Below are 12,438 nucleotides of genomic sequence, written 5' to 3' on the forward strand. Positions count from 1 at the left end.
GCCCCTCCCCGTCCCCGTTCACCCCCATTTCGACAGACCCGGAAGGAGCCGCCGCATGCGTCTCGGACTGGCCCTCGGCTACGGCGGAGAACCCATCGAGCAGGTGCTGCCGATCGTCGAACGCGCCGAACGGATCGGCGTCGACTCGGTATGGAGCGTGGAGGAGTACGGCCCCGACGCCGTCAGCGTCCTCGGCTACCTGGCCGCCCGGACCGAGCGGATCGGGCTCGGCACCGCCATCATGCAGATCCCGGCGCGCACCCCGGCCGCCACCGCCATGACCGCGATGACCCTGGACATGCTGTCGGGCGGCCGCTTCCGGCTCGGCCTCGGCCTGTCCGTCCCGTGGATCGTCGAGGGCTGGCACGGCCGGCCGTACGACCGGCCGCTCCGCCGGACCCGGGAGTACGTCGACATCGTCCGCCGGATGGTCGCCCGTACCGAGCGGGTCGCGTACGACGGCGAGATCTACCAACTCCCCTACCGGGGGCCAGGGTCCAGCGGCCGGGCCCGGCCCGTCAGGTCCGAGATGACCCCGCTGCGCCCCGACGTCCCCGTCTACCTCGGCGCCATCGGCCCCCGCAGCGTGGCGCTCACCGGCGAGCTGGCCGACGGCTGGCTCTCGGGCCTGTACGCGCCCGAGCACGAGAAGGCCCTGACCGCCCCTCTGGACGAAGGGCTCGCCCGGGCCGGGCGGGCGCCCGATGCCGTCAGGATCTGCCCGATCCCGTACGTGGCCCGGGCCGACACGGCGGAGGAGGGCCGCGACGAACTGCGACCGCTGTTCGCGCATCTGATCGGAGCGGTCGGGCCCGGGGTGCGCAACACGTACTTCGACGTGGCCTGCCAGATGGGGTACGAGGGGGCGGCCCGCGCGATCCGGGGCGCGCTCGCCGACGGGCACAGGAGCGAGGCCGTCGCGTCCGTCCCCGACACGCTCATCGACGAGGTGGCCCTCGTCGGGCCCCTGCCGGCGATCGTCGACCGGATCGCCGCCTGGAAGGACTCGCGCGTGGACACCCTGATCCTGCTGGACCGGGACGTCGAACTCCTGGAAGCCGCCCAGGCCGCCCTGTGACCGAACGCACCGGCACCGGCCCCGCGGGCGGCGGCGACCGCGCCGGCACCGACTCGGTTGCCGGCGGCGCGGCAACTCCTGGGGCCGTCCCCGGCGACCGGCAGCGGCCGCCCGACCCGTCCCCGCTCCACCTCTGGAAGCTGGCCTACCCGCTGCTGATCGCCGGTCTGACCCAGATCGCCGTGAACCTCGTGGACACGGTCATGCTCGCGCGGCTGTCCACCCGCGCGCTGAGTGCTTTCGCGCTCGCCGCGCCCGTGTACCTGGTGGCCCTGATCGTCGTCCGCGGCTGGGCGACCGCCGTCCAGGTGCAGGTCGCCCGGCGGCACGGCGCCGGGCGACCGGGCGAGGTCGCCAGGGTGGTCCGCATCGGCGTGCTCACGGCGCTCGCCGCCGGCACGGCCGTCGGCGTCCTGCTGTACGCCGTGGCCACTCCGGCGCTCACCGTGCTGGGCGCTCCCGAGGACGTGATCGGGCCGGGCACCGCCTATCTGCGCGTGCTCGCCTTCGCCGTGCCCGTGGCCGCGGTGTCCTTCACCCTGCAGGCGGCCTGCGCCGGAATCGGCGCGACCAGGGTCTCGATGTACACCGCGCTGCTGGTGAACGCGGTCAACCTGCCGCTCGGCCTGCTGCTGATCTTCCGGGTCGGACTCGGTGTCACCGGCGCCGCCGTCGCCACCCTGGCCGCCACCGCCGCCGGAACCTGCTATCTGCTGCTGTACTGCCGGACGCGCCTGCTCCGGGCGCCCGGCGCCGACACCGATCCCGACGATCGCGGCGATCGCGGCGAACCGGTCGAGAGCACACGGGACATCGCGCGGAGCCTGTGGCGCATCGGCTGGCCGGAAATGAGCACCCTCGGCATCGGCTACCTCAACGAGGCCCTGCTCGTGGGATTCGCCGCCCGCATGGGCACGCACGATCTGGCCGCCTACCGCATCGTGGACAACCTCCTGCTCGTGGTCTTCACCGTCATGGCCTCCGGGGCCTCCGCCGTCACTGTTCTGGCCGGGCAGGAACTCGGCCGCGGCGACCGGGACCGTGCCGACGCCTGGCACCGCGCGGGCGTCCGGCTGCTGCTGCTCATGCTCGTGCTCCCCGCGGCCGTCGCCCTCGTCCTCGGCCGCCCGCTGATCGCCCTGGCCACCGCGGACCCGGCCGTGGCCGAACGCGCCTGGGAGGCAACCCCCCTGGCCCTGCTGAGCATGGCGCCGATGGTGCTCGCCATGGCTCGGGGCGCCCTGCTCCGGGCGGCAGGCGACACCCGGTCGCTGATGATCGCGTCCGTCACCGCGGACTACGTTCTGCTCATCCCGTGCGCCTGGCTCCTCGGCGTGTATCTGGGATACGCACTCCCCGGCATGTACCTGGCCTGGACGGCCTTCGCTGCTCTCTACGCCCTCCTGATCCACAGCCGCTACCACCGGCACTTCCAGGTGAAGCGGCCGGACCCTGCCCCGGGCGCATGACCTCTGGCTCATGCCGACCGCGCCGTCTCCTTCGCCGCCCGCGCCACCGCCGGGCCGTGGCGGCGAGCCCGGGGCAGGATGGAAGGCGGAGCACGGCCCCCGGGCGGGGCCGGTCCGGTCGGCGGCGGAGTGTGGCCGGCGGCGGAAGGAGCCTGGGTATGGGTGGGAGCGAGTCCCTGGGGGACGACGCCGGCGCCACGGTGCCCGTCGGGGACGGGCACGCCGGGACCGAGGAGCGGGAGGCGACCGGGCCCTCGGGAGACGGGCGGGCCGGGACCGGGGCGGACGAGCGGCGCGCCGGGACCGACGAGCCGTGGACCGGGGACGGGACCGCCGGGGTGGCCATGACCGGCCCCTCCGGACCCGGCGGCCTGATGGACGTACTGAACGTGGCCGCCGTCCTCCTCGACGCCGAGGGCCGGATCGACCTCTGGAGCCCGCAGGCCGAGAGCCTGTTCGGTTACACCGCCGAGGAGGCGCTCGGCCGGTACGCGGGGCACCTGCTGATCGACGAGGTGCACCTGGACGGCGTCCTCGAACTGTTCGCCCAGGTCATGCGGGACGGGGAGAGCTGGGCCGGGGTCTTCCCCGTCCGGCACAAGGACGGCAGCACCCGCCTCGTCGAGTTCCGGAACATGCGCCTCCAGGACGAGCAGCGCGACTACTACGCGCTCGGCCTCGCCACCGACCAGCCGACGCTGCGGCGGATGGAGCGGGACCTCGCCCTCTCCGCGCAACTGGTCTCCCAGTCGCCCATCGGCCTCGGCACGCTGGACACCGAGCTCCGGTACATCTCCGTCAACCCCGCGGAGGAGCGGATGAACGGCGTGCCCGCGGCCGAGCACGTCGGCCGGCACGTCAGCGATGTGCTGCCCTACCTGGACCGGTCCTTCGAGGACGCCATGCGCGAGGTCCTGGCCACCGGGGTCCCGATCATCGACCAGTACACCGTGGGCCGCACGGCCGCCGACCCGGAGAACGACCACGCCTGGTCGATCTCCTTCTACCGGCTCGAAGCGCCCAACGGGAAGGTGCTGGGCGTCGCCACCTCCAGCGTGGACGTCACCGACCGGCACCGCGCCGTCGAGGAGCAGCGCCATGCCGTCCTCACCCTCCAGCGCAGCCTGCTGCCCCACCCCCCGCCCGCGCGGCCCGGGCTCGACGTCGCCCACCGCTACCGGCCCGCGCAGGCCACCATGGAGATCGGCGGCGACTGGTTCGACGTCATCCCGCTCCAGGACGACAAGACGGCCCTGGTCGTCGGGGACGTCATGGGCAGCGGGGTGGGCGCGGCGGCCACCATGGGGCAGTTGCGCACCGCCACCCGGACCCTGGCCGACCTGGACCTGGACCCGGCGGAGGTGCTGCACCACCTCGACCATGTGACGGACGGCCTGGGCACCATCGCGACCTGCGTCTACGTCGTCTACGACCCGGGCGCCGGGCAGTGCCGGATCTCGCTGGCCGGGCACCTGCCGCCGGTCCTGCTGCGCCGGGACGGCACCCGTGAACTGCTCGACCTGCCCACCGGCGCCCCGCTGGGCGGCTGCGGTGTCGCGTTCCGCACCACCGACCGGGCCCTCGGCCCGGGTGACCAGCTCGTCCTCTACACGGACGGGCTGGTGGAGACCCGCGACCAGCCGATCGACGCGCGCCTGGACGCCCTCGTCGCGGCCCTGGACGACCCCGACCGGTCGCTGGACGAGACCTGCGACCTGCTGCTGCACACCCTGCGTCACCCCGGGGACCACGACGACGTGGCGCTGCTGGTCGCCCGGGTGGGGCGGGGGGCCGGGCCGGGGTAGGGGGCGGGCGGGGCGCTCATGTCTCCCGGGCCGGCAGCGCTCATGCCTCCCGGGGCGGCAGACCGAGACCCGCACGGATCCGGTCCAGGACCGCGTCGCGGTGGTCCGTCAGATAGAAGTGGCCGCCCGTGAAGCCGTACGCGCCGAACGCGCCGGTCGTCACGGAGCGCCACGGCAGCATCGTCCGCTCGTCCGCCACCGGGTCCTGGGTGCCCCACAGCGCGGTGACGGGGAGGTCGAGCGGCGGCCGGTCCGGTACCGGGCGGTAGGAGTCGACCAGCAGATAGTCGGCCCGCAGCACCGGGAAGAACAGCTCGCGCATGTCCGGGTGGTCGAAGAGTTCCATCGGGGTCCCGCCGTGGCGGCGGAGCGACTCCAGGATCTCCGCGTCCGTCCGCGGCCGGGCCGTCGCGCCCGGGGGTGGGCCCGGCGGGGCGACGGCGGGTGCGGGGCGGCCCGAGACGAACAGGGCGCTCGGCCGGACCGGCCCGTCGGCGGCCAGCGCGTGCGCCGTCTCGTGCGCCAGGATCGCGCCCATGCTGTGCCCGAACAGGGCCGTCGGCCGCCCGTCGTCCGAGGTGCGCAGCGCCGCGCACACCTCGTCGACCAGGACGCGGGCCTCCGACACCGGTGCCTCGGCCAGTCGCCGCTCGCGGCCGGGGTACTGGGCGATCCGTACCTCGATGTCCGGCCCGGCGGCCGCGCCCCAGGTCCGGTAGAAGGTCGGCCCGCCGCCGGCGTGCGGGAGGACGACCAGGCGGTGCGGGGCCTCGGGCGCGGGGCGCGGGGTCACCAGGATCATGCCCGTGCCTCCCCGTCCGGGGTGGTGGCCGGGCGCCGGCGCGCGGTGCCGGCCGGGCCGGAACCGGTGGTGGGCATGGGTACTCCTCGGGTCGGACGGGCGTGTGCCCGGGCGGGCGGTCTCCGGTGTCGTGCTCAGGGGCCATTTTCGATCATGTGCCGGACGCGCGGGGCCGGATCCGCGAGGTGACGAGGCGCGAGGTGACGAGGGGGGACTCCGCCGGGGCGGGTCCGGGCGGCGGCACCCGTTCCGGCATGATCGGACACCGTCGCCGGACCGGACCGTGCCGGCCCGGGTGGCAAGACGGGACCGGACCGGACTGGCCGGCCCGGGAGGCCAGAGGGGACCGGCCGGACCGGCCGGACCGGCCGATCGGCGGGACCGGGAAGGCCGGAGAGGAAGGGAACGGAGCTGGACACGCCACTCGCGGGCGCGCTCGCCGCGGTCTGCCTCCTCGTCGTGCTGGCCTGCGCGGTGATCCGCCCGTACGGCCGGCCCGAGGCCGTGTTCGCGGTGCCCGCCGCCGTCCTGCTGACCGCCCTCGGCGTGATCCCCCTGGACCACGCCGTGGCGGAGGCCGCCGAGCTCGGCCCCGTGATCGGCTTCCTCGCCGCCGTCCTCGTCCTCGCCCGCCTCTGCGCCGACGAGGGGCTGTTCCGTGCCTGCGGGGTGCTCATGGCGCGGGGCGCGCGGGGCTCCCCGAAACGGCTGCTGACCTCGGTCTTCGGCCTCGCCTCAGTGATCACCGCCGCCCTCAGCCTGGACGCCACGATCGTGCTGCTGACCCCGGTGGTGTTCGCCACCGCCGCCCGCATCGGCGCCCGGCCCAAACCGCATGTCTACGCCTGCACCCACCTCTCCAACACCGCCTCGCTGCTGCTGCCGGTGTCCAACCTGACCAATCTGCTCGCCTTCACGGCCAGCGGCCTGAGCTTCACCCGCTTCGCGGCCCTGATGGCCCTGCCGTGGGTGGCCGCCGTCGCCGTCGAGTACCTGGTCTTCCGGCGCTTCTTCGCCCGCGACCTGGCCGCCGGGGCCGCCGGGGTGCCCGGCGACGCGGAACCGGTCGCCATGCCGAGGTTCGCCCTGGTCACCGTCGCCTGCACCCTGGTGGGCTTCGTCCTGACCTCGGCCCTCGGCATCGACCCCGCCTTCGCCGCGGCGGCCGGGGCGGCCGTGCTCGCCGTCCGCGCGCTGGTCCGGCGGGGGACCGCCGTCCGCTCCCTGGTGGGCGCGGCCGACCTCCCCTTCCTCGCCTTCGTCCTCGCCCTGGGGATCGTGGTGCGGGCGGTCGTCGACAACGGACTCGGCGACCTCCTCGGACGGGTGGTCCCGGGCGGGTCGGGGCTGCTCGCGCTCCTCGGGTTCGCCTGCCTGGCCGCCGTGCTCGCCAACGTGATCAACAACCTGCCCGCCGTGCTGGTCCTGCTCCCGCTGGCCGCCCCGGCCGGCTCCGGCGCGGTCCTCGCCGTGCTGCTGGGCGTCAACATCGGGCCCAATCTGACCTACGCCGGTTCGCTCGCCACGCTGCTCTGGCGGCGGATCATGCACAGCCACGAGCACGACGTGGACCTCAGGGAGTTCACGCTGCTCGGTCTGTTCAGCGTGCCCACTGCCCTGCTCGCCGCGGTGGTGGCACTCTGGGCGTCCCTGAGCGTCCTCGGCGGCTGACCCGGAGGGACACCCCCGTGACACACCCCGCGTCCGTGCTCGCCTGGCTCACCGAAGCGACCTGGCCCGCGTGCGTGGACGCGGTGCGCACCCATGCCCCGGAGGACGCGGACGTGGTCCTGCTGCACGTCACCGGCCACGACGCCGCCGGCATCGCCCACGGCGCCTACGCCGGGCTGCTGGGCCGGGGGCATCGGGAGCTGGACCCGGGGAACCGTCTGGAGGGCCTCGGCGCGGCCTCCGCCGACCGCCTGTTCGCCGCCGCGGAACGCCGCCTGGGGCGCCCGTGCCGCCGGCTCGAACGGCACGGGCGCGCCGAGCACGAGGTCGTCGCCGCGGCGGAGGGCGCGGGCCTGCTCGTCGTCGTCCGGGACGGGGACACCCGCCGGCCCGGGCCGGGCAGCCTCGGGCCCGAGGCGCGGTTCGTGGTGGACCACGCCACCTGCCCGGTGCTGCTCGTCGGGCCGTAGAGCCTCGCACACCCCCGCTTCGCACACCCCCGCTTCGCACACCCCCGCTTCGTACGCCCGCGCCTCGTAAGCCCGCGCCTCGTACGACCATGCCGCCGTGCCGCGTGCCGCCGTGCCGCGTGCCGCCGTCCGAGGGGCGGGCGGTAGGACTTTTGTGCGCCGTCCGGGGGGAACGCGGCCGCCGGACCAAACCCCTTCGCGCCCCGCGGCGAAGCACGCGCGGACCCGCGCCGTCGAGAGCGCGGGCCACCGAACCCCGGAGTGCATCCGTGCGTACCCGTCTTCTCGCGACCGCCGCCGCAGGCGCCGCCGCGCTGTCCCTCGTCGCCCCCGCCCTCGCCTCGGCGGACGCCACCGGACCCGACCCGTTCGCGCCGCGCGGGCGGGCCGCCGCCACCGGCGGGCTGATCGGCGTCGGGCTCACCTCCGACCAGCGCCTGGTCGGCTTCCCCGTCGCGAACCCGGCCGACACCTGGTCGTTCGGCAAGATCGCCGGGCTGAAGGGCGACACGAAGCTCGTCGGCATCGACTTCCGCGTCCAGAACGGCAAGCTCTACGGCGTCGGCGACAAGGGCGGTGTCTACACCGTCAGCAACGAGGCCAGGGCCGCCAAGGTCTCCCAGCTCACCGTCGCCCTCGCCGGCAAGCACTTCGGCGTCGACTTCAACCCGGCCGCGAACCGGCTGCGCGTGATCAGCGACACCGGCCAGAACCTGCGCCACAACATCGACGACCCGGCCGCCCCGCGCACCACGATCGCCGACGGGACGCTCACCAACCCGACCACCCCGCCGTCGACCGCCCTCGGCGTCACCGGCGCCGCGTACACCAACAACGACCTCAACACGGCGACCGCGACCACCCTGTTCGACATCGACACCGTGAACGACCGCGTCTCCCTCCAGTCCCCGGCCAACGCGGGCACCCTCGCCCCCACGGGCAACCTCGGCGTGAACGCGGGACCGTCGGCCGGGTTCGACATCTACTACCGCGCCTCCGACGGCTCGAACCGTGGCTTCGCCGCCCTGTCCACCGGCGGCAGGCAGCGCTTCTACCGGGTGAACCTCCTCGACGGCGAGACCGTCCTGCTCGGCTCCTTCCCGGCGGGGCGGCAGGTGGTGGACGTGGCCCTGCCGCTGAACCAGGGCTGAGCCCGTGAGCGCGCCGGGCGGGGCGCATGACCGTCCCGCCCGGCGCGCGTTCCCCGGCCGACGCGCCGCGCGTCCCCCACGCGGCTCAACTCCGTTCTGTGAGAACCTTTTCGGAGCCCGGCCGGGAGGCACGGGGGCGTGGTGAGGGGGCTGAATGCGGGTGGAACTTCCGCCGGAACCGGTGCACTTCGTCAACCGGGACGGTGAACGCGACACGGCGCTGCGGGCGGTGGACGGCTGGTACGGGCGGAACCGCCCCCTGGTCCTCTCGCTCAGCGGCCCCGGCGGCCTCGGCAAGACCGAACTCGCCTATCTCCTCGCCCGCTCCCTGCGCGACCGCTTCCCCGACGGGGTCCTCGTCGTCGATCTCGACGACTTCCGCCTGGACGGGGTGATCGACCCGGGGCACGCCCTCTCCCAGCTCCTCGAATCCCTCGACGTGCCACCGGACATGCTGGCCGCCTCCTACCGGGCGAAGTGCAAGCAGTGGTGGAAGCTGACCACCGACGCCCGGCTGATCGTCGTGGTCGACAACGCGCGGTACGCCTCCGAGGTCGTCCCGCTGATCCCGGCGTCCGGCAACAGCCTGGTGATCGTCGCCAGCCACGGCCCGTTGCACGACCTGGAGGACGGCGCCGCGCTCGACGTCGTCCTCCCGCCGCTGGAGCCGCCGCACGGACGGGAACTCCTCGGCCTGGTCGCCCGGGACCGCCGTCTCGACGAGGACCCGGAAGCCGCCGAGGCCCTTGTGCGGCTGTGCGACGGGCTCCCCGCCGCACTTCTCGCCGTCGGCCGCTGGCTGCGCGCTCACCGGCTGCGCCCGCTGCCGAAGCTCGTCGCGGAACTCGGGGCCGAGCTGGACGTGAAGGGGGGCGACGGCGTGGAACGGGTCTGGGACACGGTGTACGCGGGGCTGTCCGAGGCCGCCGCCGCGCTCTACCGCCTGCTGCCGCACCACCCCGGTCCGGCCTTCACCCCGGCCTCGGCGACCGCCCTGCTGGGGCGCGGACCGGAGGTCTGCGAGGAGGCCCTGGAGGAACTGGTCCGGGCCGGACTGCTGGACCTGCGGGCCGCCGGGGGCGTCGGGCCCGCTGATGCCGACGGTGCCCCCGGGGACGGCCGGATGCGGCTCCCGGCGCCGCTGCACGCGCACGCCCTCCGCCGGGCCCGGGACGACGGCGCCCCGGCAGAGGCCGCCGAGGCGCAGATCCGGGTGCTGCGCTGGTTCGTGCGGCAGGCCCAGCGGGCCGACCTGTACGCCGCGGGCAAGCGCCTGGTCGTCACCGACCCGTACGCCCCGCTGCCCCACGCCCCCGATGTGCCGCTGCGGGACCCGGCCGGGGCGGTGGACGAGGCCGGGCGGACGGCCGCGGCCACGGCGGCGGCGCGCCGGCTGCACGAGGAGCGCCACACCCTCGCCGCCTGCGTCCGCCTCGCCCACGCACGAGGACTGGACGCCGAGGCCGTCGCCCTCTGCGAGCCCCTGTGGACGTATGCGCTGGACCACCCGCACCGCTCCGACACCGTGGACCTCTTCCGGCTGGGTGCCGACTCGGCCGTCCGCGCCGGGAACCCCCGCTGGATCGCCCGTATGCGCTGCCAGCTCGCCCGCCGGCTCTGGCAGTCGGGCGAACCCGCGGGCGCGGCCGAGGAGATGGCCGGCGCGCAGTCCGCCGCGGACCTCCTCGGGGACGCGGTGCCCGACCGCAAACTCGCCGCCTCCGTCATCGAGTTCCGCGGCATGCTCCACTCCGCCACCGGCGACCACCGGGCCGCCGTCGCCGACTTCCTCCGCTCGCGGGAGATCCACCGGGAGATCGGGAACGACTACGGCGCGATGCTCCAGACCTACCGGACCGGCGAGGCGACCGCCCGGCTCGGCGACCCGGACACGGCACATGAGCTGCTCGCCGAGGCCCACGCGGAGGCCACCCGTCTGGGCCGCGCACGGATGACCGCCCGCACCGGCTTCGCCCTCGCGGGCGTCCTGCGCCGACTGGGCCGCCCGGCCGAGGCCCGCCCCCTCGTCCTCCGCGCCCTGGAGGCGGCCCGGGAACGGAACTCCGCCTTCGACGAGGCCCGCGTCCTCGACGCCCTGGCGGATCTGGCCGCCGACGAGGGCGACACCGTCGGCGCACAGGAGCACCGGGAGGCGGCGGAGGCCATCCGGAGGCGCAACGGGCTGCTGTAGGGCGGCCGTTGGGCCCCGACGCTCGGGGGCGTGGGGGCTCGGGTGTCCCGTTCGTGCGGTCAGAGGGGCTGGGCCGTGTCCGCCGGGGTCGCCGGGCGGAGGAGGGCGGTGAAGGGGCGTTCGCCGAGGTGGCAGGTCAGGCGCGTGGGGGTGGCGGGTGCGTCCCGGTGCGCCAGGAGCCAGACGGGGGCGGCGGACAGGAGGGCCGCCGGGTCCGGGCGGATGATGCGGCCGGCCTCGTGGCGGGGTTCGGGCTCCAGCGCCCATGGCTGCTCGCGGCCTCGCATCCGCAGCAGGCAGGCGCCCGAGGCGGGGACGGCGGCGGCCGTGCGGCAGCCCGGGTAGTGGTCCAGGGCGTCCAGCGTCCAGCCGCCCGCGGTCCAGGCGCCGTCCCGGGTGTCCGCGGACGGCAGCGCGCGCCGGTACAGCAGGCCCGCGCCGCGCAGGGCGGGTTCGCTCGCGGCACCGGACTCCGCCGCCAGATGGTGACCGGGCGGGCCGGTGCCGACCGGGCTCCGGGTGAGGTGCACGTCGTCGCCGGTGAGCCGGGCGTGCACATCGAAGGCCGCCGGGGTCCGGGTGGGCCCGGCGGGGACGGGCAGGGTCCGGGGTGTCGCCCGCGGGGCGGGCGGGGTGAGGCCGAGGAGGGCGTACACCTCGGTCCGCAGCCTGCTCAGGGTGCCGTGGCCGTCGGTGAACGCGGCCTCGGCGGCGGCTCGTCCGGCACCCGGCGTCCAGGTGTCCAGGGCCGCCCGGACCGTGCCGGCCGGGCCGAGTCGCGGCACCGCGCCGAGCAGCCGGTCCATCGGGGTGCCGGGCAGCAGCTCGCCGCCCCCGGGGTGCACACCGACGATCGGACGGTCGCGGAAGGCGCAGTAGTACAGCGCGGCCGAACCGTGGTCGGTGATCAGCGCGTCCGCGGCGACGAGGACGGAGGCCCACTCCTCGTGCGGCGCCGCGAGCACCAGGCCCGCGTCGAGCGCCGGCGCCAGACGCTGCGCGAGGTCGTACGCACCGAGCAGACTGTGCTCATTGGGGTGGACGATGAGCGCCAACTGGTATTCGTCATAGGGCAGTTGCGCGGCGAGTTCGGCGGGCAGGCCGGGCCGGGTGCGGAGCAGGGACTCGGGTCCCCAGGTCGAGGCGAGGGCGACGAGTGTGCGCGAGCCCGTGCCCAGCGCGGCACGGTAGCGGTCGCGCAGGGACCCGGAGGCGAGTATGCGCTCCAGGGTCGGATCCCCGACCGCCTTGGCCCGTCGCGCCGTCCGGGGGTCGGCGGCGGCCAGCCGGGCGACCTGGTCGGGGTGGGCGAGGGCGTGCAGAGCGACGGGCGGGGTCTCGTCGTCGGCGGGCAGGAGGTGGGCCGGGTCCAGACCGGAGACGGAGTCGGCCGAACCCTCGCCGGGGATCGTCTTGTTGAACCCGGCGCCGTGGGGCAGCAGCACCCGTCGGCCGCGCAGCAGACGCAGTTCGCCCTTGGGGCTGGCCGCCATCACCAGGTCGTAGGTACCGGACGCGGCCTCGGCCCAGGGGAGGGTGCGGCCGCCGACGGCCTCGATGGCGGCGAGGGTGCCGGCGCCGAAGTCGGAGCCGGGGACGAGGGCGAAGAGGCGGGTGACGCGGTCGTCACCGGCGAACACCGGGAGCGCGTCGAGGAGTCGGTACAGCGCGACAGCGGAGCGCGCCGCGAGCAGGACGGTCCTGTGCCCGTCGCCCGTCGCCCGTCGCCCGTCGCCCGTCGCCCGTCGCCCGTCGCCCGTCGCCCGTCGCCCGTCGCCCGTCGCCCGTCGCCCGTCGCCCA

General features: G+C 75.6%; 9 protein-coding genes. 7 read left to right on the forward strand and 2 right to left on the reverse strand.

Going from position 1 to position 12,438, the window contains the following annotated elements:
* Positions 1–55 precede the first annotated feature (55 nt).
* From ABZ457_RS25260 to ABZ457_RS25270, 3 genes are all read left to right on the forward strand, one after another.
* Complete coding sequence (locus ABZ457_RS25260) at positions 56–1,078, forward strand: LLM class F420-dependent oxidoreductase (RefSeq protein ID WP_359161354.1); 1,023 nt, start codon at positions 56–58, stop codon at positions 1,076–1,078.
* Complete coding sequence (locus ABZ457_RS25265) at positions 1,075–2,547, forward strand: MATE family efflux transporter (protein ID WP_359161357.1); 1,473 nt, start codon at positions 1,075–1,077, stop codon at positions 2,545–2,547. The genes ABZ457_RS25260 and ABZ457_RS25265 overlap by 4 nt, the downstream gene beginning before the upstream one ends.
* Positions 2,548–2,891: 344 nt before the next feature.
* A complete protein-coding gene (locus ABZ457_RS25270; protein ID WP_359161396.1) occupies positions 2,892–4,352 on the forward strand; it encodes a SpoIIE family protein phosphatase in 1,461 nt (486 codons plus the stop codon).
* A 40-nt stretch (positions 4,353–4,392) separates the two neighbouring features.
* Here ABZ457_RS25270 and ABZ457_RS25275 read toward each other — a convergent pair whose 3' ends face one another.
* Positions 4,393–5,154, reverse strand: coding sequence for an alpha/beta fold hydrolase (locus ABZ457_RS25275; protein ID WP_359161360.1), 762 nt, complete (start codon positions 5,152–5,154; stop codon positions 4,393–4,395).
* Between the two features lie 411 nt (positions 5,155–5,565).
* Here ABZ457_RS25275 and ABZ457_RS25280 point away from each other — a divergent pair, with 411 nt between their 5' ends.
* From ABZ457_RS25280 to ABZ457_RS25295, 4 genes are all read left to right on the forward strand, one after another.
* The gene (locus ABZ457_RS25280; protein ID WP_359161398.1) at positions 5,566–6,825 is read left to right on the forward strand and encodes an SLC13 family permease; all 1,260 of its coding nucleotides are present in this window, start codon (positions 5,566–5,568) and stop codon (positions 6,823–6,825) included.
* A 17-nt stretch (positions 6,826–6,842) separates the two neighbouring features.
* Positions 6,843–7,295, forward strand: coding sequence for a universal stress protein (locus tag ABZ457_RS25285; protein ID WP_359161361.1), 453 nt, complete (start codon positions 6,843–6,845; stop codon positions 7,293–7,295).
* Positions 7,296–7,564: 269 nt separating this feature from the next.
* Positions 7,565–8,446, forward strand: a complete 882-nt coding sequence (locus tag ABZ457_RS25290; RefSeq protein ID WP_359161363.1) for a DUF4394 domain-containing protein — start codon at positions 7,565–7,567, stop codon at positions 8,444–8,446.
* A 154-nt stretch (positions 8,447–8,600) separates the two neighbouring features.
* Positions 8,601–10,637, forward strand: a complete 2,037-nt coding sequence (locus ABZ457_RS25295) for a tetratricopeptide repeat protein (protein ID WP_359161366.1) — start codon at positions 8,601–8,603, stop codon at positions 10,635–10,637.
* Between the two features lie 59 nt (positions 10,638–10,696).
* Here the strand turns inward: ABZ457_RS25295 and ABZ457_RS25300 are convergent.
* Positions 10,697–12,438, reverse strand: a 1,742-nt coding sequence (locus ABZ457_RS25300; protein WP_359161369.1) for a hypothetical protein, incomplete at its 5' end; no start/stop codon positions are given.

The organism is Streptomyces sp. NPDC005805, from assembly GCF_040630445.1.
Lineage (GTDB): Bacteria > Actinomycetota > Actinomycetes > Streptomycetales > Streptomycetaceae > Streptomyces.